We start from the raw sequence: 20,887 nt of genomic DNA, 5'->3' as shown, positions 1-20,887 counted from the left end.
TCGCCGTCCATCGTCGGCGGCGTGTCGCGACGAGACCAGCGGGCTGACCGTGGCTCAGGTGGAGCCGGCGTCGTGATCTGGCTGACCAGACCCGACCTCGTGCAGGTGCTCCAGCGCTTGGGCCCAGGAACGCATCAGGGTGGTTTCGTGGTAGGTGATGCCGTGTTCGGCGCAGAACCGGCGGACCAGTGGTCGAGCGCGGCGGAGGTTGGGTCGCGGCATGCTGGGGAACAGGTGATGTTCGATCTGATAGTTGAGACCGCCGAGCAGGGTGTCGATGAACCAGCCGCCGCGTACGTTGCGGGAGGTGAGCACCTGGCGTCGGAGGTAGTCGAGTCGCTCGTCGCCGGCGAGGATTGGCATGCCCTTGTGGTTGGGGGCGAAGGCACTGCCGAGGTAAAGGCCGAGTAGGCCTTGGTTGACGAGGATGAACGCGACGGCCTGCATGGGGCTCAGGACAAGAACCACGGCACCGAGGTAGCCGGTGGCGTGCAGGGCGAGCAGCGCGGCCTCTGCGGGGCGTCGCTTGATCCTGCCCGGGTCGACGACAGCCCTGATGCTGTTGGCATGCAGGTGCAGGCCTTCCAACAGCAGCAGCGGGAAGAACAGGTACGCCTGGTACCGGACCACCAGTGCGCCCAGCCCACGCCGCTTCCGCGCCTGTCCGGGGGTGAACGACAGCGGTCTGACGACGATGTCCGGATCCCGGCCCTCGGTGTTCGGGTGCGCATGATGCCGGTTGTGCTTGTCCACCCACCAGCCGTAACTGACGCCGATCAGCAGGTTGCCGTGGGCGAGGCCGACCAGGTCGTTGGCACGACGGGATCGGAGGATCTGGCGGTGACCGGCGTCGTGACCGATGAACCCGGCCTGCGCGAAGACCACCGCGAGCGCCGCCGCGACGCCCAGCTGCCACCACGACTCACCGAGCCACCCGAACAGCGTCCACGCCCCGAGGTAGCACCCGCCGAGGGCACCGATGCGCAGCGAGTAGTAGCCACGCCGCCGGTCGAGCAGGCCCGCCCGGCGGATCATGCGCGACAAATCCGCGTACTGACTGCCGCCATGACGTTCGGTATCCAGGCTTGCATCGCTCATGGTGGCGCTCCGTCGCATGGCGTTGTCGGTGGTGAACAGCGCACCCGCTACCGGTCGATTTCCGACCAGCCGGCCGCGGAGTGCACGGGCAGCGGCCGGCCCCGTCTGGGCGACCGAACTGCCGGTGACTCTGCCGCGAAGGGCGGCCAACGCCCCTGACGTGCCTCGGCGCAGTGCCGCCCCCCGTTGCTGCGCGGCGCGGGCTGTTCCGTCGAGACCTGTGCTGCCGGCCCGTTGCCGGGCCTGAAGGCTCGCGCGGCGGCGGTGCCCGTTCTCACCGCGCTGCGGCTGCCGATGACGCCGTGTCCTTGTCCCGCAGCGCCGTGCCGCCGGCGATCGGCGACCTGCCCGCATCGGCGAACGCGCTGTCGCCCAGGGCCGGAAGATCACCGGCCGGCGCGTCACCTACGGCGCGGCGCCGGCTGGCCCGTACGACGGCCACCGCCGCCGCCACCGCTGTCAGGGACATGGCCGCCGCCTGCATCAACGGCACTCTTCTACTACGTCGACGCCTCATGCCGCACCATCCCTCTCACTTCGAGTCCAAGCTTGTTCTCATCGTGAAGACACCGCAGCGGCAGTGGGGGTTGTTCGGCGCATTCGACACGGTCGGGTTATTTCGCCCACGATGTGCGCCGTCGCGGAGAAGCCGGGCCAAGGCGGTTGGGCGGGGCTCGACGGCTCGGCCCGGGACGGGGGCTCCTAGGGGACTGCTCCGGGGCTGGTAGGGGCTACGCTTCTGCCGTGATTGGCGTGCAGGGGAGCGGGAGCGACGAGCGGCTGCGTCGTATGGAGGCGGTCACCGACGCGACGCTCTCCCAGCTCGACGTCCACGACCTTCTCGAAGAACTCCTCGACCGGGTCCGGGAGGTGCTGCGGGTTGACACCGCCGCCATCCTGCTGCTGGATGTGCACGCCCAGCAGTGGGTGGCCACCGCGGCGAAGGGGCTGAAGGAAGGGGGCCGGCAAGGCTCTCGGATCTCCGTCGGCCAGGGTTTCGCCGGCCGGGTCGCACGGGAGAAGCAGCCCGTCAAACTGGACAACGTCACCGCCGCCGACGACCCGATCCTGTTCGGCAGAGGGGTCCGCTCGCTGTTGGGCGTGCCCATGTTGGCCGGTGGTGAGGTGATCGGCGTCTTGCATGTCGGCTGTCTGGAGCCGCACCGATTCACCAGCGAGGACGTGCAACTGCTGCAACTCGCCGCCGACCGGGCGAGCCTCGCCAGCCGCACCCGGGCCAGCAGCATCGACCGCACCGCTGCCCTGGCACTGCAACGCAGCCTGCTACCCACCCACCTACCCGACGCGCCCGGCGTGGACATGGCCGCCCGCTACGTGCCCGGCCACGACGCCGGCGTCGGCGGCGACTGGTACGACGTGTTCACCCTCCCCTCCGGCTGGCTGGGCGTCGTCATCGGCGACGTGTCCGGACACGGACTGCGCTCGGCCGTCGTGATGGGGCGTCTCCGCAGCGCGCTGCGCGCCTACGCACTGGTCTGCGACGACCCGGCCGCCGCGCTCACGCTGCTCGACCGCAAGGTCCAGCATTTCGAGACCGGGAACCTCGCCACGGTCCTGTACGCGATGATCTCCCCGGACCGGGCCACCGTCCAGATGTCCCTCGCCGGGCACCTGCCACCCATCCTGGGCACACCGGGACAGCCGGCGGTCGCGCTGGACATTCCCGTCGACCTTCCATTGGGTATGGGCGCCCATCAACCGCCCCGCCGGCGCACCGAGGTCGCGTTCCCTCCCGGGGCGGCACTGATCTGCTACACCGACGGCTCGTCGAACGCCGGGGGGAAGTCATCGACGTGGGCATCGAACGGCTCTGCTCAGCCGTCGAACCAGGTCCCGCCGAAACGGTCTGTGCCCACATCATGACCACACTCGCCCCCGAACAGGCCACCGACGACATCGCCCTACTCGCCATCCGCGCAACCGACAAGAGTCAGTCACGCGAACCTGACGGGGCCCGGCGAGGCGGCGGGGTCACGCACCTCGGAGGCCGTGCATGAGCGTCACCGCCGCCACCAGGACGGACAGCTTTGTTCACCCGGCCCTCTTCTATGCCGACCGGGAGGAGTACCTGGCCGGCACGGTGCCGTTCATCCAGGCCGGCCTCGCCGCCGATGAGCCGGTCATGGTGGCCGTACCTGGGGACAACCTCGATCACATCCGCGCCGCGCTCGGCAGCGACGCGGACCGGGTCCAGCTGCACGACATGAGCGTGGCCGGGCGCAACCCCGGACGAATCATTCCGGGCGTCCTGCTCGCCTTCGCCGCCGCCCACCCCGGGAAGCGGGTACGCATCATCGGGGAGCCCATCTGGGCCGGCCGCACCGCTACCGAATACCCCGCCTGCGCCCAGCACGAGGCCCTGATCAACGCGGCGTTCGCCGGCCGGCAGGCCACCATCCTCTGTCCCTACGACACCAGTCGCCTGGACCCGAGCTGGCTCGACGACGCCCACCGCACCCATCCGCTCCTGCAGACGGGCAGCGCGGTGTGGGACAGTCCGCACTACGCCGACCCGTTCGCGGTGGCCGCCGGGTTCAACCTGCCGCTGCCGGACCCGCCCGCCCACGCGACCGTCGTCACCATCGACCTACCTGCCCTCCCGGCCATCCGCCGGCTCGTCACCGCCGAGGCGGTCGCGGCCGGCCTGCCGCCGGACCGAGTCGCCGACCTGACCCTGGCGGTCAACGAACTGGCGGCGAACACGGTCAGACACACCAACGCCGGCGGCGCCCTCGCGGTCTGGGCCGACCCCACGCGGCTGATCTGCCAGCTCACCGACACCGGGCACATCACGAACCCGCTCGCCGGCCGGATTCCGGTGCCACCGCAGCAGCCCGGCAGCCGAGGGCTCGTCCTGGTCAACCAGCTCTGCGATCTCGTGCGCGTCCACACCAGGCCCGGCGCCACCACGATCCGCCTTCACATGCACCGCTGACGCTCGTACCGCCGGTGCGGCCGGCCACACCCGGCCGCCGCACGCGTACCGGACGGCAGCTGGGCCCGGGCGAGGCCCGGGCCCAGATCCAGCCGTTCCTCCCTACTCGGTGACCGGCTGGTAGGACGCGATGATCACGCCGCTCTTCATGACCCTGCTGTCGGCCAGGCGGAGCGTCGTCCGCGCCTGGCTCAGCGGCGCGGTGACCGAGGGGCCGCCCTGGAAGACGGGGTGGATCCAGAACCGGACCTCGTCCACCAGCCCCGCCTTGAGCAGGGCGTGGGTGACCGCGCCGTAGCCGTACATCAGGATGTCCTTGCCGTTCTGGGCCTTCAGCTTGGTGACCTCCTCGACCAGGTCACCCTGCAGTACCTCGGTGTTGTTCCACTCCGGGTCGGTCAGGGTGGTCGAGGCGACGTACTTCTTGACGTTGTTGAAGTAGGCCGCGCCGGTGGTCGGGTCGCTCTCGTCCATCTTCGGCCAGGCGGCGGCGAAGCCGTCGTACGTGCGACGGCCCATCAGCAGCGCGTCGGCCGCGTCCGTCTGCTCGCCGGCGAAGGCCATCGCCTCCTCGTCGAAGAACGGCGCGGTCCACGCCGGGTTCTCGATGACGCCGTCGAGGGTGATGTAGGTCGAGTTGATGATCCTGCGCATGGCGTTCGCTCCTGGATGTCCGGGTCGGTCTTGGTGACATCCGGAACGTTGCCAGGGCCCACTTACGATTCGCTTCAGGTGCGCTTCTCAAGGTCGCCCGCGGCCACTGCCTCGCCGCTGCTCCCCCTGCTCGCCGCGCCGGCGGCGATCCTCCCGGACGGCGCTTCTGACACCTTGCAGCGTCGCGCCCGCTGCGAAGATCAGCGCATACCAGCGGTCCAGTGTGGCGTGCAGTTCGGTGAGCGTGGCGGTCGCCCGCTGGGTCTGCTCCCGGGAGATCCGCAGCTGCTCGCGGGCGGCCTGCGCCTCCGCCTCCAGCTCCGACACCCGCAGCCGCATCGGTTGCACCAGGGTCAGCGCCGCGTCGGTGAGCATGTCCGCCGCCTCGGCCTTGAACTTGCCGCGCTGTGCCACCACGGTGGCGATGGCGGCGACGCCACTGGTGCCGCCCAGCACCCCGAGCACGGACAGCAGGACCTGGACCCACTGCGGGGCGCTGGTGGCGGCGAGCGACGGAGTCATCGGGAGCCGCCGATCCGGCTCTCGAGGCGTGCCTTCTCGATGCCGCGGACGAGCCGGCGGAGGTCGAGCAGGATCTCCACCGCCCGCCACCATGCACCGACCGCCACCGCGATGATGAACGACGCCGCCGCGACCGCCAGCGGCCGGACATCACCGCCAGCGCGACGGCATACATGCTGGCGATGGTGCCGAGCATGAGCATCGACGCGAGCTCGATGCCGAGGCCGGTGGAGATCCTTCCCGGCCAGGAAAGCCCGACCAGTCCGGCGAGGCCGACCGCGATGAGCCCGAGTTCCCAGCCGATCCGGATCGGGGCCGGCATGGCCATCTCCACAGAGGGCGGTCGTACGTCGAGCGTGATCAACAGGGCACCGCACACGGGTGCGGTGGCCAGGACCGTGTTTTCAAAAGGTCGCCGGTTACGCAGAATCCGCATGCTCGGACACCCCAACTCCTGCATGTTGTGCTGCGGTACCCCGGAGAAGGTGCCGTCGGCTGCGGAGCCCGCGACCACACTGCCCACACTGAGGGACCTACTGCGGGGGATGGGTGTGACGACTCGCGTCGTTGGTGGCCGACACCTTCAGTCATACCACCGGCCCGCCCCGTCACCAACTGATGAGATCCGACATTTTCCCAGCTCAGCGCCCTTGTGTCGGCGCCTGGTGGGGACCGACGCGGTCCGGCGGGCAACCGATGCCGGTGGGTTCTCCCGACGGGCTGGACAAGCCGGTGGATCGAGAACTGACATCCCACAACGTGTCGGATAGTTTACTGAACGTGACGGCTGAGGATGGTGCCAACCCGGGGCTCGACGCGCCCGTGCGCGACGAGATCAGTGATGCGTGGATGCTGGCGGTGGCCGATGCGGCGCGGCAGCTCGGTCAGGAGCGCGTGCACGTGTGGCTGGCCTCCGGGCAGGTCGCCGACGTGCGGCGTACGGGGCCGGCGGACCAGCCGGTGGCGTGGTTCGCGCCGACCAGAGCGGTCGCTGCGCAGACGGCCGACGGGCGGGACTGCGAGGCGCAGGTGGAGACCGCGGTCGTGTTGGGCCTGCCCCGATGGTCGCCGGGAAACCTGCCGCCGCAGGTCTCCTCCTGGTTCGTGCGGTTGCATCCCATGGGCCTGGCGCTGCACGACCCGAGCGGGCAGGTCTTCGCCCGCGGCAACGTCGAGGTGTCCACCGAATGGACCTCCGCCGCGCTGGTCGCTGGCGTGCTCGCGGTCTACGGCGTCGACCCGGCACCGGACCCGAAGCCTCTGCGCCGGTGCCACCGCGACTCATCCATGCCCGGCGGGCGGGGCTGATCGCGGCCGCCTACGTCCCGCTGCACTACTGACCCGAGCAGCTGCCGTGACTCGCTGGGACGCGCCAGCTCATCGCGGGTTGATCAGGCACATTCCGCCTGGAGCGGGCCCGTCCATGGCCGCCAACGCGTCGGGCACCTCGTCGAGGCCGATGGTCCGGGTGACCAGTTCGGCGGGGCGCAGTACGCCCGCGGTGACCAGCCGGAGCAGCTCCGGATAGGCGTGCGCGGCCATGCCGTGACTGCCCCGCAGCTCCAGCTCGAACGCGATCACGAGCTCCATCGGCAGGGCCGGGCGGCCCTGGGCGGCGGGAAGGAGTCCGACCTGCACATGCCGTCCGCGCCGCCGCAGGCTCTCGATCGAGGCGGTGCAGGTGCCGGGACTGCCCAACGCGTCGAGCGACAGGTGGGCGCCACCGCCGGTCGCCTCCCGGACGGCCGCGGCCACGGCGCCGGGGGCGGTGAGGGCACTGCCGTCCAGGCAGACGGTGGCCCCGCAGCTCCTCGCCAGCTCGAGCGCGCCGGGGGCGACGTCGACCGCCACCACCTGGGCGCCGCACGCCGCCGCGATCATCACCGCGGACAGCCCCACGCCGCCGCAGCCGTGCACCGCCACCCACTCGCCCGCGGCGACCCGCCCCTGGCTGACCACGGCCCGGAACGCCGTGGCGAAGCGGCAGCCGAGCGCCGCCGCGGCCGGGTAGTCCAGCTCGTCGGGGAGCCGGACCAGGTTGACCTCGGCGTGCTGCACCGCCACGTAGTCGGCGAACGAGCCCCAGTGGGTGAAGCCGGGCTGCGTCTGCCGCTCGCAGACCTGCTGATCGCCCGCGAAGCAGGCGGGGCACTGCCCACAGGCGCAGACGAAGGGCGCGGTGACCCGGTCGCCGGGCCGCCAGCCGCGTACGCCGGCCCCGACCGCCGCGACGACACCGGCGAACTCGTGGCCGGGGACGTGTGGCGGGCGAATGTCGGGATCGTGTCCCTGCCAGCCGTGCCAGTCGCTGCGGCACAACCCGGTCGCCTCGACCCGGATGACGGCGCCCCCGGCCGGCGGCACCGGGTCCGGGACGTCACGGACCTCGGGTCGGGCACCGAACTCGTCGAAGATCACCGCACGCATGCGCCGCATCCTGACATGGTGCGATCCGGCGGGCGGCCCCACCCCCGCCCGACCTGCGGCAATTGCCGTCAAGCGCCGGTCCGGCCCGGGCCGGCTCGGCTGAAACAGCTGGAACCGAAGGCGCGGGCGAGCCTCAGGCGCCGCGGGCGAACAGGGCCAGGCGTACCCGGTTGGGGCTGTTGGTCTTGGTCATCAGGCTGGTGATGTGGGTCTTGACCGTGGTGACGCCGATATGCAGCCGGTCGGCGATCTCCGTGTTGGACAGGCCCTCGGCGACCAGGTTCAGCACGTCCTGCTCCCGGGCGGTCAGGCCCTCGGTCGGCCGCGGCGCCTCGGCGCGGGCGTGCACCGCGCGCTGGACCAGGCGCTGCAGCACCTCCTGGCTGAACGGGCTGTCGCCCGCGGCGGCCCGGCGGACGCCGTCCAGCAGGTCGGCGGGGGGTGCGTCCTTGAGCAGGAACCCGCAGGCGCGGCGGTCAGCGCCGGGTAGAGGTGGTCGTCGTCGCCGAACGTGGTCAGCACCAGGACGCGGGTCGCGGGGCGGTCGGCGAGGATCCGGCTGGTCGCGGTGATCCCGTCGACGCCCGGCATGCGCAGGTCCATGACGACGACGTCGGGAACCAGCCGCGCGGCGAGGGAGATCGCCTCGCGGCCGTTGTCGGCCTCGCCGACGACCTCGATGTCGGGCTGGGCGTCGCAGAGCATGCGCAGGCCCGCGCGGATCAGGTGCTGGTCGTCGACCAGCAGGACGCGGATCATGCCGGCTCCGGCGTGTGTGGTCCGGCCGAGGTCTCTCGGCCGCGGGGGGCCGGCGTGCCGGCCGGCGGTACGGGCGAGGCGGCCGGCGCGGGGCCGGGCCCGGGGACCGCGGCCGGGAGGACGGTACGGACCCGCCAACCCGCGCCGGTAGGGCCTGCCTCCAGCCGGCCGCCGAGGACCTCGACGCGCTCGCGCATGCCGGTGATGCCGTGGCCGCCACCGGGCGGCACCGCCGCCGGCACCCGGCCGCGCCCGTTGTCGGAGACCTCCCAGTGGACGGCGCCGTCGGCCACGGCAACCGACAGGCGCGCCAGCGCGGACGTCCCGGCATGCTTCGCCACGTTGGTCAGCGCCTCCTGGGTCAGTCGCAACACCGCCAGACCACGGACCGCATCGAGCGAACCGACCGCCGGGTCGATGTCGGCCTCCACCGTGACACCGGCCTGGCGGGCCCGGTCGACCGCCGCGCCGAGCGCCGCCGGAAGCGCCGACGGCTCGATCGCGGTCAGCGCCGCGTCACCGCGTACCCCGTCGGGGTTGCGCAGGACCGCGACCAGCCGGCGCAGATCCGCCAGGGCCGCCGTCCCCGTGCCGTGCACGTCGTCGAACACCTCGCCCACCCGCGGATCCAGTTCGGTGAGCACGTGCCGGGCCACGCCGACCCGCAGCACCATCGACGCCACGTGATGCGCGACCACGTCGTGCAGCTCGCGGGCGATGGCGCTGCGTTCGTCGGCGCGCGCGGCGCGACTCTCCGACTCGCGCCGGCGCTGTTCCGCCGCCGCCCGCTCCTCGGCCTGCCGGCCGAGTTCCCGGGTGGTCCGGATGACCAGGCCGAGCAGCAGCGGTACGCCGACCTCCAAGGTCAGCCCGAACACGCCGGAGAGGAACCGTCGGAACGGGTCGCCGATCGAGTCGGTCAGGTCGACCGTGGCCAGCAGCCCGGCGGCCAGCCAGACGATCCGCGGCCGGTGCGCCCACATGGCCAGCTCGAGCAACGCCCAGCTGGCGCCCACCTGGTTGATCGTCGTGTCGTCGACGATCTGGATCGCGACGGCCAGCAGCGCGGCCTGCCCCACCAGGTTGACCAGCGGCCGGCGGTGGAACACCAGCGCGACGGTGAACGCGACCACCGCGAGCACCCACTGGGTGACCGTCGGGGAGCGTCCGGCCTGGCTGCCGAAGACCAGATAGCCCACGCCGCTGAGGTCGAGCAGCAGCATCCGCACGAACTTGTCGCGCGCGTCGAACAGCCGTCCCACCCACCCCACCGGATCAGCCTAGGCGCTGCGGCTCGCGGGCCGGAACGGCGGCGCCCGCCGGCGGCCGACGAACCGCGCCGCGGTCATGCGGCCAGCGCCAGTTCCGGGCGGCGTCGGCGAGCACGACAGGCCGGCGGCGGTCGCGGTCGCGACCACCAGGGCCGCCACCGCGGCCAGGGTGAGCGCGTCCGGGCGCAGCAGCGGCTGCCCGCGCAGTGCCTGCCAGGTCAACAGCATCGTGAGTACGCCGTAGGCCCCGCCCGCCACGACCAGCAGCCGTACGCGGGTGTGCTCGTCCAGCCGCGTTCCGACGAACCGGCTCAGCAGGATCGCCAGGATCGGCAGCGCCTGCAGGGCGTGCAGCCCCACGAAATGCCCGATCCGCAGGTCCCCGCCGGTGGTGCTCCAACCGACCAGCGGCAGCCCTGGCCCCCCGTCCGGTACGCCCACGCTGTGCGCCCCGGCGACCCCCTCGATCCCCGTGTCCCGGCCGGCCACCATCGGTATTGCCGCCAGCATGCCCAGCAGCGACAAGCCGATCCCCAGCCCGACCGCGTACCCGCCGACCCGGTCCGCGATCGGCTGACGCAGTACCACTATCCCCATGACGAAGTGCGCGGCGAACAGCACCAGGATCGACGCGCCCATCGCCTGCCACAGGGCGGCGTTCAGCGGGGTCGTCTCGTTGTAGTGGCTGGTCGTGCCGCGCAGCACCTGCCCGACGATCACCACCATCTCGATCACCGACATCGCGACGATGACCGTGCCCGCCCACTCCGCGATCCGGCTGCGTCGCGGCAGGAGGGAGAGCATCCAGGCGAGGGTGGCGCCGTACAGCACGAACGACACGGCGAACTTGAACGGCTTGAGCCAGATCGGCACGCCGGTGAGGACGCGCGGGTCGGCCACGATGCCGACCGCGGAGACGACGGCGAGCAGCGCCATCGCGGAGACGAAGACCATCAGGGGGCGGTGCCAGTGTGCCGCCCGGTGCAGTGCGCTAGTCATACCTGTAGATGCTCGTGAGCCGCCTTCCCGACCGCGTCCGACCGCGGGCCCCGGTTGCGGCCGGCGGTCGGAGCGTTGCCTCCTCCCTGGGGAGGAGGCGGCAGTCCGAGCCGGTGGAGGAGGTCGTGGTCCGCGTCCGCCGGACCTGGCGCGCCCGCTCCCACCTGATGCCAATAGCGCCCGGGGACCCAGGATCATCGGATGAGCGCCGGCGTGGCACGGCTCCGGTCCCTACCCACGGGAGCCGTCCGTACACCTGTGCCGCGGACGAGTGTTCGCCGCGGTGCCGGTTGCGGCCGGCGGCATGGTGGGCGGCGCCCAGGGTAGACCGAGTTCACCCGATACCAGGTGAGGTGGACGATGGCGGGATCATGGTTGCTCGGCGCCGGTGCCGACCTGCCGGGCGAACGGCCGAACGCCGTGCTGGTCGCGGTCAACCAGGAGGACGGGGCGGGCGACAGCGGTCCGGGTAGCGAGGTGTCCCTGGCCGAGCTGCGGCGGCTCGCCGACACCGACGGTCTGACCGTCGTCGACGCGGTGGTGCAGAACCGGCCCAGACCCGACCCCGCCACCTACGTCGGCTCGGGAAAGGTGGAGGAACTGGCCGCCGTCACCGAGCGAACCCAGGCCGACCTGGTGATCGCGGACGGGGAGCTGAGCCCCGGCCAGGTGCGCAACCTGGAGGAACGGGTCGGCGTGCGCGTGGTCGACCGCACTGCGCTGATTCTGGACATCTTCGCCGAGCACGCCCGCACCAGTGAGGGCCGGGTGCAGGTGGAGTTGGCGCAGATCGCGTACCAGTTGCCGCGGCTGCGGGACGGCGGCCGGACGATGTCCCGGGTCGGTGGTGGCCGGGTCGCCGGCGGCGCCGGGATAGGTGTCCGCGGTCCCGGTGAGATGCGACTGGAGACCCAGCGCCGGACGCTGCGCCAGCGGGCCACCCGGCTGCGGCGCAACGCCTCGGAGCTGGCTCGGCGGCGGGAGCGGACCCGGAGCCGAAGGGCCCGCAACCGGGTGCCGTCGGTGTCGATCACCGGCTACACCAACGCCGGCAAGTCCGCCCTGCTGAATCGGCTCACCGGCGCGGACGCTCAGGTCCGGGACGTGCTGTTCGCCACGCTCGACCCGACCGTGCGCCGGATCAGCACCGGCGAGCTGACCTACACCGTCATCGACACGGTCGGCTTCGTCCGGCACCTGCCGCACCAGCTCGTCGATGCGTTCCGCTCGACGCTGGAGGAGGTCAGCCGCAGCGACCTGACGTTGCACGTGGTCGACGCCTCGGCGCCGGACGCGCTCGAACAGATCACCACGGTGCACGGGGTGCTGCAGGAGATCGGCGCCGGACAGGTTCCCGAGTTGCTGGTACTCAACAAGATCGACATTGCGCCGCCGGAGTGGGTCGACGCCCTGCGGCGGGTGTACCCCGAGGCGGTGGCGGTCTCCGCGCTGACCGGCGCCGGCATCGACGAGCTGCGGGCCGTCCTGGCTGCCCGGCTGGCGTGACGCCGACGGGAGAGCTGACGTCAGGCCTGCCGCCCCGGCTGCACCAATCCGCCACGGGACGGACCGGCGCGCAGGTAGGTGAGCACCGCCCGGGCCCCCGGACCATCCGGGAGCGGATGGTGCCGACCGGGCAGCCGCACACCTCCGCCGCCTCGGCGTAGGACAGGCCGACGCCGTAGGCGTACCCGGTGTCGAACCGGACACGCTTTAACAAGATCATGTCACTATTGGCCGCTTGCCGCCGGCATGCGCCCCTTTAGCGGCTTTTGTGGCATCTAGGCACTCTGGTGAGTTTCGCTCAATATGCTCCAAAGCGACATCCAGTACTCGACCCAGGGGCTCCTGGCGGGTTCGTGCTGCCCGATCCGCACACCACGAGGACGCCGGACCGGCGTTCACCGCGGGGCGGCCGCGGGCCGCGACCGCCGGAACCCACGGAGATGCGTGAGATCCCGATGAAGGACGCGGAAACCATGGTCCTGCCCCGGCTCGGGCCGGCGGCGGTCAGTGTCGAGGACCCCTGGGGAGAAGACCAGGGCGCCGACCCGGTCGGTCCGGCGACGGACCCCCAGCGGTGGCGGGTCGCCGCCTGGCTGGTGCCGGCACTGCTGATGGGCCTGCTCGGCGTCGTCCGGGCCGGCGCACCCGGACTGCGGACGGAAGAGCTCGCCACCTGGGGCCGGGCCGCGTCGTCCTGGCGGGACAACTGGTCGATGCTCGGCTCGGACGATGTCGCCGTCGGGCCGTACCACCTGCTGATGCGCGCGTGGGCGGCGGGCTTCGGCACCTCCGATCTCGCCCTGCGCGTACCCTCCATCCTGGCCATGACCGCGGCCGCGGCGCTCGTCGGGGCGCTGGCGGCCCGACTGTTCGCGCCGGGGACCGGTGTCCTCGCCGGGGTGGTCTTCGCGCTGCTGCCGACGTCGGCGCGGTACGCGCAGGAGGCCCAGCCGTACGCATTGACCCTGCTCGCCGCGGTGCTCGCCACGTCCCTCCTCGTGGCGGCCATCGACCGGCCGAGGCACTGGCGCTTCGCCGGCTACGCCGGCGCGGTGGTGGTCCTGGGCCTGTGCAACGTCGTCGCGCTGCTGCTGCTCGTCGGCCACGGCTGGGCCGTGTTCGCCTTCCGGCGCACGGTCGCTGTCCGATGGCTGGCCGCCGCGTCCGTGGGCGCGCTGCCCGTGGCCGCCCTGCTCTGGTTCGCCACGCGGCACGGCGCGCAGATCGCCCCGGCCTCGCACCCGAGCCTGACCGCGCTGGCCGCGACCCCCCGGGAACTGTTCGGCGTCACCGCACTGGGGGCCGTGCTGCTCGCGCTCGCGTTGTTCAGCCTCCCGCTGCGGCACTCCGCTGCCATCTACACCGCCTGGGCGGTGGTGCCGCCGCTCGTGCTGCTGCTCATCGCGCAGGCGACGCCGTTCTGGCGGCCGCAGTACCTGCTCTTCACGCTCCCGGCGTGGGCGACGCTCGGCGCGGTCGCCCTCGCCCGGGCGGGCACCCGATGGTCCGTGGGTGTGCTGGCGGCGGTCGCCCTGATCGTCGCGCCGGCCCAGTTGGCCGTGCGGGAACCCGATGGACATCAGCAGGCGACCCGTCAGCTCGCGGAGATCATCCAACCTCGGCTGCAACCCGGTGACGGCGTCGTCTACGGCTCGTCGGATCCGGGAGGTGGCGGGGTCGGCCGGAACGTGGTGGCGCACTACCTCCCCGCCGACCGCCGGCCGAAGGACCTGCTCGCCACGGCTCCACACCGCGTCGACGGTCGGCTCCCGGTGTCCGAATGCGCCGACGTCGCCAGGTGCCTGCACGGCGCGCGGCGACTGTGGGTGGTCCGCCTCGGCGAGCAGCCGGACCCGGTGCACGGCATCGGCGGCGCGAAGGAGCAGCTGCTCCGAAAGACGTATCAGGTGGCGCAGGTCTGGCGACCCACGGGGCTCACGCTGGCCCTGCTGGTGGACGAGCGGACCGACCTCTGACCGGTCGCCGCACCCGGGATCGGATGGCGTGGTCCGCTGCGGTGATTGGGGCAACTCGCACTGTTTGACCGTATTGCACGTTTAGGCTCAGCCACAGTCGAGTCCGTGGCGAGCAGGAGTCGGACCCTTGGGGGGCAATGTGGGCGTCGTCGCCGATAGGCGCCTGTCTTCAGCCACAAAGGACGGAACCTCCGCCGGCGGCACCCCGGTCGACGACGCGGCCCAGCCGCCGTCCGGTCAACGCCCCGATCGTCGCCGGCTGAACATCAGGGCTCGCCTGGCGTACGCGAGATGCGGCGCCATCGCCGGCCCCCTGGTCGCGCCGCGGCACCCGCGCGCGGCGGTCGAGTTCCGCCACGCCGTCTCGCCCGCGGCGCGGGTGGTCCTGACGCTGCTCGTCCTGGTCAACAGCGCGGCCGGGCTGCTGCTCGTCGGGTGGCTGCTGCTTCCCGAGCACGTACCCGGAGCGGGCGTGATCGGGCTCGGCGGCTGGCAGACGGTGGCGGCCCGGCTCGGCTTCTGCGTGGTCGTCGGCGTCGAGTTGATCCGCCTCGCGCAGAACGTGGTCGTCTGGGTGTTCGCCTTCAACGCCAAGGACCCGGTCCCGGTCGATCCTCCGGTCGGCCTGCGGGTGGCCCTGCTCACCACGATCGTGCCCAGCAAGGAACCGATCGACGTCGTGGAGCGGACCCTGCGGCGGTGGAAGCAGATCGTCTACTGCGGTCGGGTCGACGTCTGGATCCTCGACGAGGGGGACGACCCCGCGGTGCGGGAGATGGCCGCGCGGCTCGGGGTGCGGCACTTCAGCCGGAAGGGCCGACCGGAGTACAACCAGCCGAACGGTGAGTTCCGCGCCAGGACGAAGTCGGGTAACCACAACGCCTGGCGGGCCGAACACGAGCACCACTACGACGTGGTCGCCAACGTCGACCCCGACCACGTGCCGCTGCCGAACTTCCTCGAACGCACGCTCGGCTACTTCCGCGACCCGGACGTGGCCTTCGTGGTGACCCCGCAGGTGTACGGCAACATGCACCAGAACCTGGTCGCGCACGGCGCCTCGGTCCAGCAGTACCTCTACAACGGCCTCATCGCGCGCGGCGGAAACGGTCTGGACGCGCCCCTGCTCACCGGCACCGGCCACCTCTACCGGCCATCCGCGTGGCGGACCATCGGCGGCTACCAGGACTCGATCATCGAAGACCACCTGACCAGCATCCGGATCCATGCCGCCGTCAACCCGGAGACGGGCAACCAGTGGAAGGGCGTCTACACCCCGGACGTGGTGGCCATCGGGGAAGGCCCGACCTCGTGGGCCGACTACTTCAACCAGCAGAAGCGGTGGGCCGCCGGCATCTGCGAGATCCTGGTCCGCCGTGACCTGCGCGCGCCGCGCGAACTGCCGTCCCGACGCCGCTGGCAGTACCGCCTGCTCCAGTTCTACTACCCGAGCGTGGCGGTCAGCCTGCTGCTCGGCAACTTCGCCACCGCCATGTCGCTGCTCACCGGGGTGAGTGCGGCCCAGCTCGACGTCACCGTGTGGTCGGTGCTGTGGGGCTCGACCATCGCCACCTGGTTCGTGCTGTGGCTCTGGCTCCGCCGGTTCAACATCGCCCCGCACGAGCGGGAGGAGATCGGCTTGGTCGGCATGGCGCTGGCGCTGTTCGCCGGTCCGATCTACGTGGCCGCCGGTGTCGGCGCGCTGCTGCGGCGCAAGCTCGGGTTCGTGGTGACGGCCAAGGGCAAGCTGCGTACCACCGAGTCGCTCGGCACCTTCCGTCTGCACTTCTGCTGGGCGGCCTTCGCCGCCGGCGTGCTCGGCGCGAGTTTCCTGCTGGACAACGACTTCACCCTGCTCCGGGTGTGGCCGGTCCTGACCCTCCTGATGGGGCTTGGTCCGCCGCTGATCGCGCTCGCGTCGAGTGTCGCGGCCCGCCGCGAGCAGCAGCACGAGGAGAAGGCCGAGCCCGCCGCTCGGACCGGGAGAGAAGAACGTCACCCGCCGAAGTCACGGGTGGCGGCTGACGGGGGTTTGCCATGGTGAGGGTGACCGTTCCGCGGGTCCTGCTGATGCTGAGCGGAGGCGTGCTGGTGCTGACCTACGGCTTCACCTTGGCGCCCGTCACCAGCTCCGGGGGCCGGGGGGACGCCCGGTCCGACCGGGCGGCGACGGCCGAAGCACAGGAGCCGGCCCAACCCGGCGCGTCGCCCCGACCGGCTCGAGAACTCTTCCCGCCGGCCGGAAAGACGTTCATCGGTGTCATGACCGAGAAGGGCCCACACGACTTCACCGCGACGAACATGTTCACGGCGGCCGCCAAGCGTCAGCCACAGGCCATGCTCTTCACCTCGGGGTGGGCGTCCGACACCTTCGACCGGACTCTCTTCGACCAGATCAAGGGTCGCGGCATGCTACCGATGCTGGCCTGGGAACCGTGGGACTACCGGCCGGGCGAAGCGGCCCACAGGAAGGGGCTCCCGACCCGCGAGGTCGACAGGTTACGGAACGAGCAACCCCGGTACCGGTTGTCCCACATAACGCGCGGCGACTTCGACAGCTACCTGCGGTCCTGGGCCGACGGGATCAAGTCACTCGGCTACCCGGTGGCCATCCGGTTCGGCCACGAGATGAACGGCTACTGGTACCCGTGGTGCGAGACGGTCAACGGCAACCGGCCGGGCGACTACGTCAAGGCGTGGCGGCACATACATGACCTGTTCCGGGCCGCCGGGGCCACCAACGTCACCTGGGTATGGAGCCCGAACAACAGATGGGACGACTCGACCCCGAAACTCTCCACGCTCTACCCGGGCGATGACTACGTCGACTGGGTGGGCATCTCGGGCTACTACAGCACGGTGTTCACCTCGGAATACCGGTCCTTCGACCTGATCTTCAACCAAACCATCGAGGATATCCGCGTCTTCACCAGCAAACCGCTGGTCATCACCGAGACCGGTGCGTCCGACGTCAACGGGCGCAAGGCCGAGTGGATCGAGCAGACCTTCCAGCTGCTGTCCAGACACAAGGACATCATCGGATTCATCTGGTTCGAGGTGGACAAGGAGGTGGACTGGCGCATCGCCAGCTCACCGGCCGCGGCAAGGGCCTTCGCCAAGGCGGTCGCCGACCCTCGCTACCAGTTCACCTGGTCGCCGGACATGCTCCTGCGCACGGAACTGGAGGATTAGATGTCCCGTGCCCTGCCTGCCGACCAGCATCCGTCCGCGGATGACGACCTGGCCGAGCCGGTCGCTCGCGCCGACAGCGAGGAACGCCACCCGCCGAAGTCACGGGTGGCGGCTGAGGGGGTTCTGCAATGATGAGGTTGACCGTTCCGCGGCTCCTGATGGTGCTGATCGGCGCGCTGCTGCTGGCCTACGCGTTCGCCATCGCACCGATCGCCACGTCCGGGGGCCGGGAGGACGCGCCGTCCGACCGGCTTGCGAAGGCCGAGCCGGGTGCGGTGGTGACGGCCGAAGCCAATGCGGTGACAACGGCTGCACCGGGCGCCCCGCCCCCACCGGCTGAGGAATTCTTCCCGCCGGCCGGCAAGGCGTTCATCGGTGTGATGACCGAGAAGGGCCCGCACGATTTCACTGCGACGAACATGTTCACGGCCGCCGCGAGACACCGGCCGCAGGTGATGCTCTTCAGCTCGGGGTGGGCATCCGACACCTTCGACCGGACGCTCTTCGACCGGATCCGTGACCGGGACATGCTGCCGATGCTGGGCTGGGAACCATGGGACTACAAGGTGGACCAGGCGGCCCGCAAGGAGAGGCTGCCGGCCCGCGAGGTCGACAAGGTCCGGTCCAACCAACCTGCCTACCGGTTGTCCCGCATCGCACGCGGGGACTTCGACAGCTACCTGCGCAAATGGGCGGACGGGATCAAGTCGCTCGGCTACCCGGTGGCCATCCGGTTCGGGCACGAGATGAACGGCGACTGGTATCCGTGGTCCGAGGCGACCAACGCCAACCGGCCGGGCGACTACGTCAAGGCGTGGCGCCATGTCCACGACGTGTTCGGAGCCGCCGGGGTCACCAACGTGATCTGGGTGTGGAGCCCGAATGCCAGATGGAGCACGACGACCGCGAATCTCGCCGAGCTCTACCCCGGCGACGACTACGTCGACTGGGTGGGCGCCTCGGGCTACTACGGCACGGGGGTCTTCTCGAACTACCGGTCCTTCGACGAGATCTTCAAGCCCACCATCACCGAGATCCGGACCTTCACCAGGAAACCGATGGTCATCACCGAGACCGGCGCCTCCGACGGCAACGGGCGCAAGGCCGAATGGATCAAGCAGACCTTCCAGCTGCTGTCCAGACACAAGGACATCATCGGACTCATCTGGTTCGAGGTGGACAAGGAGCTGGACTGGCGCATCGGGAGCTCCCCGGCCGCGGCCAAGGCCTTCGCCGAGGCGGTCGCCGACGCTCGCTACCAGGTCACCTGGTCGCCGAAGATGCTCCCGCGTACCGAGCTCGTCGGTTAGGCAGCCGGATCAGGCTGGCGGGCGCAGGCCGTCGAGGGCGACGCCGAGCACCCGGTCACGCTGGTCCGGCTCCGGGAACTGGGCCATCGTGAGGCCGCTGACCAGCCGGACCACGTCGTCGAAGCTGATGTCGTCGCGTACCACTCCGGCGGCCTGGGCGCGACGCATCAGCGGCTCGCCCGCGGTGTAGATCTCCGTCCGGCAGCTGCGGAAGACCTCGGAGTCGTGCAGCAACTCCTCGGCCAGTGCCCGCTTCGTGGCGACGTACGCGACGAAACGCCGCAACCAGGCGACGAGGGCGTCCCACGCGGGCAGGTCGGCCAGCTCTGCGGCGGACCGGCTGAGCGCCCGGACCTCCTCGACGTAGACGGCCTCGAACAGCTCCCGCCGGCTGGGGAAGTTCCGGTAAAGGGTGCCGATGCCGACGCCGGCCCGTCGGGCCACCTCCTCCAGCGAGGCCGACGCGCCGGCCTCCGCGAACGTCTCCCGGGCCGCCCCGATCAGCGACTCGTAGTTGCGCCGGGCGTCGGCCCGTTTGGGCCGCCGTGCGAAGACGTCGGGCAGCTGCTCCGCGCTGGTCATGACGTGCGTCACCTCGCCGTAGTTGCATCCGGAGGCATGCCTCCGGTAGCTTAGCGGAGGAGCCCCTCCGGAAAGTCCGGAGCCATGCCTCCGGATAGCTTACCCCGATCCTCCCACGGATCCGGCGCAGCGGTGGCCGGCGCCGTCGACCAAGCCGCGGCACGCCGGAACCGACCACCCCGAGCCCGCCCGCGCGACGCCTGATTCGTGGTGGCCAGCCTCCTTTCCCCGTACGCAGATGGAGCTTTCTCCGTGACAGAGACCGTTCGGCGCGGCTCGCGCCGGCTCACCTTCTTCGTCCTGGCGGCCGGCGCCGGGTTCTTCGCGATGCTCCAGTCGCTGATCACCCCGGTGCTGCCGACCATCCAGCACGACCTGCACACCTCCCAGAACACCGTCACCTGGGTGCTGACCGCCTACCTGCTGTCCGCGTCGATCTTCACGCCGATCCTCGGCCGGGTCGGCGACATGGTCGGCAAGGAGCGGATGCTGGTCGTCTCCCTCGCCGCGCTCGCGCTCGGCTGCCTGCTCGCCGCCGTCGCGCCGAGCATCGGCGTGCTCATCGTCGCCCGGGTCATCCAAGGCATCGGCGGGGCCGTCTTCCCGCTCTCGTTCGGGATCATCCGCGACGAGTTCCCCGCCGCCCGGGTGGCCTCCGCCGTCGCCGCCATCTCGGCGATCGTCGCGGCCGGCGGTGGTCTGGGCGTCGTCCTCGCCGGCCCGATCGTCACCACCCTCGACTACCGGTGGCTGTTCTGGATCCCGATGGTCGTCGTCGGGTTGACCGCCCTCGCCGCGCACCTGTTCGTCCCCGAGTCGCCGCTCCGCACCCCCGGCCGGATCGACTGGCGGGCCACCGTCCTGCTCTCCGGCTGGCTGGTCGCGTTGCTGCTGCCGATCAGCAAGGGGTCGGCCTGGGGCTGGACCTCCGGCCGGGTGCTCGGCCTGCTGGCCCTCGCCGCGGTGCTGCTGGCCGGCTGGCTGGTCGCCGAGATCCGCTCCACCAACCCGCTGATCGACATGCGGATGATGCGCCTGCCCGGGGTCTGGACGACCAACCTGGTGGCCCTGCTGTACGGCGCTTCGATGTTCTCCGTCTACGCGTTCCTGCCGCAGTTCGTGCAGACCCCGACCGTCGCCGGCTACGGCTTCGGCGCCAGCATCACCCAGGCGGGCCTGCTGATGCTGCCCATGCTGGTCGGGATGTTCGTCGCCGGCATCCTCGCCGGTCGGCTGGCGTCGCGGTTCAGCGCCAAGGCGCAACTCGCCACCGGCGCCGCCTTCAACGTACTCGCCTCGGCGATGCTGACCGTCGCGCACGACACCCGCTGGGAGATCGGTGTCGCCGGTGGCCTCGTGGGCCTCGGCATCGGGCTGGCGTTCGCGTCGATGGCCAACCTGATCGTCGGGAACGTACCGGCCCGGCAGACGGGCGCCGCCACCGGCATGAACGCCAACATCCGCACCATCGGCGGCGCGATCGGCGCCGCCGTGGTCAGCGGCGTGATCACCGCCCACCCGCAGGTGAACGGCCTGCCCCGGGAGGCCGGCTTCACGATGGGCTTTCTGGTCCTCACCGGTCTCGCCCTGGCCGCCGCGCTCGCGGCCCTGGCCGTCCCGTCCCCGCGGCCGCGC

Annotated in this window: 17 protein-coding genes and 2 pseudogenes; 9 read left to right on the top strand and 10 right to left on the bottom strand. The window is 71.3% G+C overall.

The features are described 5' to 3' along the window. Positions 1–54: 54 nt before the first annotated feature. Positions 55–1,035, bottom strand: coding sequence for an acyl-CoA desaturase (locus JNW87_RS12315; protein WP_238453719.1), 981 nt, complete (start codon positions 1,033–1,035; stop codon positions 55–57). 337 nt (positions 1,036–1,372) lie between these two features. Further along, entirely contained in the window at positions 1,373–1,567 is a 195-nt protein-coding gene (locus tag JNW87_RS12310) for a hypothetical protein (RefSeq protein ID WP_161557798.1), read from the bottom strand. A 275-nt stretch (positions 1,568–1,842) separates the two neighbouring features. On the opposite strand from JNW87_RS12310, the gene JNW87_RS12305 reads away from it, so the two are divergent. After that, positions 1,843–2,982: a PP2C family protein-serine/threonine phosphatase gene (locus JNW87_RS12305; protein WP_238453718.1), complete on the top strand. Its 1,140-nt coding sequence runs from the start codon at positions 1,843–1,845 to the stop codon at positions 2,980–2,982. 130 nt (positions 2,983–3,112) lie between these two features. Next, the gene (locus tag JNW87_RS12300) at positions 3,113–4,054 is read left to right on the top strand and encodes a sensor histidine kinase (protein WP_109801362.1); all 942 of its coding nucleotides are present in this window, start codon (positions 3,113–3,115) and stop codon (positions 4,052–4,054) included. A 102-nt stretch (positions 4,055–4,156) separates the two neighbouring features. Here JNW87_RS12300 and JNW87_RS12295 read toward each other — a convergent pair whose 3' ends face one another. After that, the gene (locus JNW87_RS12295) at positions 4,157–4,708 is read right to left on the bottom strand and encodes a dihydrofolate reductase family protein (RefSeq protein WP_109801363.1); all 552 of its coding nucleotides are present in this window, start codon (positions 4,706–4,708) and stop codon (positions 4,157–4,159) included. A gap of 87 nt (positions 4,709–4,795) precedes the next feature. Next, the gene (locus JNW87_RS12290) at positions 4,796–5,230 is read right to left on the bottom strand and encodes a hypothetical protein (RefSeq protein WP_238453717.1); all 435 of its coding nucleotides are present in this window, start codon (positions 5,228–5,230) and stop codon (positions 4,796–4,798) included. A 702-nt stretch (positions 5,231–5,932) separates the two neighbouring features. On the opposite strand from JNW87_RS12290, the gene JNW87_RS12285 reads away from it, so the two are divergent. Then, on the top strand, positions 5,933–6,538 hold the full coding sequence (locus JNW87_RS12285) for a hypothetical protein (protein WP_238453716.1): 606 nt from the start codon (positions 5,933–5,935) through the stop codon (positions 6,536–6,538). Positions 6,539–6,607: 69 nt separating this feature from the next. Here JNW87_RS12285 and JNW87_RS12280 read toward each other — a convergent pair whose 3' ends face one another. From JNW87_RS12280 to JNW87_RS12265, 4 genes and pseudogenes are all read right to left on the bottom strand, one after another. Then, complete coding sequence (locus JNW87_RS12280) at positions 6,608–7,666, bottom strand: zinc-dependent alcohol dehydrogenase family protein (protein ID WP_238453715.1); 1,059 nt, start codon at positions 7,664–7,666, stop codon at positions 6,608–6,610. Between the two features lie 124 nt (positions 7,667–7,790). Beyond that, positions 7,791–8,416 (bottom strand): annotated as a pseudogene (locus JNW87_RS12275) (response regulator). Continuing rightward, entirely contained in the window at positions 8,413–9,687 is a 1,275-nt protein-coding gene (locus JNW87_RS12270) for a sensor histidine kinase (RefSeq protein WP_238453714.1), read from the bottom strand. Before JNW87_RS12270 ends, JNW87_RS12275 begins: the two are co-directional and overlap by 4 nt. Positions 9,688–9,696: 9 nt before the next feature. After that, positions 9,697–10,686, bottom strand: coding sequence for a hypothetical protein (locus JNW87_RS12265; RefSeq protein WP_238453713.1), 990 nt, complete (start codon positions 10,684–10,686; stop codon positions 9,697–9,699). A gap of 360 nt (positions 10,687–11,046) precedes the next feature. Here JNW87_RS12265 and hflX point away from each other — a divergent pair, with 360 nt between their 5' ends. Further along, on the top strand, positions 11,047–12,192 hold the full coding sequence (gene hflX, locus JNW87_RS12260; protein WP_238453712.1) for a GTPase HflX: 1,146 nt from the start codon (positions 11,047–11,049) through the stop codon (positions 12,190–12,192). Positions 12,193–12,289: 97 nt separating this feature from the next. On the opposite strand, the pseudogene JNW87_RS12255 reads toward hflX, so the two are convergent. Further along, positions 12,290–12,364 (bottom strand): annotated as a pseudogene (locus JNW87_RS12255) (sigma factor-like helix-turn-helix DNA-binding protein); the annotation flags it as partial. Between the two features lie 268 nt (positions 12,365–12,632). On the opposite strand from JNW87_RS12255, the gene JNW87_RS12250 reads away from it, so the two are divergent. The 4 genes from JNW87_RS12250 to JNW87_RS12235 all read left to right on the top strand — a co-directional run bounded on the left by JNW87_RS12250 (position 12,633) and on the right by JNW87_RS12235 (position 18,670). Beyond that, positions 12,633–14,168 (top strand): glycosyltransferase family 39 protein, encoded by a 1,536-nt coding sequence (locus JNW87_RS12250; protein WP_236647577.1) that lies wholly within the window; start codon positions 12,633–12,635, stop codon positions 14,166–14,168. A gap of 127 nt (positions 14,169–14,295) precedes the next feature. Continuing rightward, the gene (locus JNW87_RS12245; protein WP_236647600.1) at positions 14,296–16,212 is read left to right on the top strand and encodes a glycosyltransferase family 2 protein; all 1,917 of its coding nucleotides are present in this window, start codon (positions 14,296–14,298) and stop codon (positions 16,210–16,212) included. Further along, positions 16,206–17,360, top strand: a complete 1,155-nt coding sequence (locus JNW87_RS12240; protein WP_109801371.1) for a glycoside hydrolase family 26 protein — start codon at positions 16,206–16,208, stop codon at positions 17,358–17,360. The genes JNW87_RS12245 and JNW87_RS12240 overlap by 7 nt, the downstream gene beginning before the upstream one ends. Positions 17,361–17,491: 131 nt before the next feature. Continuing rightward, positions 17,492–18,670 carry a glycoside hydrolase family 26 protein gene (locus JNW87_RS12235; RefSeq protein ID WP_236647602.1) on the top strand — a complete coding sequence of 393 codons (1,179 nt, stop codon included), beginning with the start codon at positions 17,492–17,494 and terminating at the stop codon, positions 18,668–18,670. A gap of 9 nt (positions 18,671–18,679) precedes the next feature. On the opposite strand, the gene JNW87_RS12230 is transcribed toward JNW87_RS12235, so the two are convergent. After that, complete coding sequence (locus JNW87_RS12230; protein WP_201749569.1) at positions 18,680–19,252, bottom strand: TetR/AcrR family transcriptional regulator; 573 nt, start codon at positions 19,250–19,252, stop codon at positions 18,680–18,682. Between the two features lie 252 nt (positions 19,253–19,504). Between JNW87_RS12230 and JNW87_RS12225 the strand changes: the two genes are divergently transcribed. Next, positions 19,505–20,887 (top strand): MFS transporter (locus tag JNW87_RS12225; RefSeq protein WP_238453711.1); only part of this gene is annotated, 1,383 nt, incomplete at its 3' end.

Origin of the sequence: Micromonospora sp. ATA51 (assembly GCF_016802855.1) — a bacterium.
GTDB classification, from domain to species: domain Bacteria; phylum Actinomycetota; class Actinomycetes; order Mycobacteriales; family Micromonosporaceae; genus Micromonospora; species Micromonospora sicca.
This window is presented reverse-complemented; position numbering and strand designations above follow the sequence as displayed.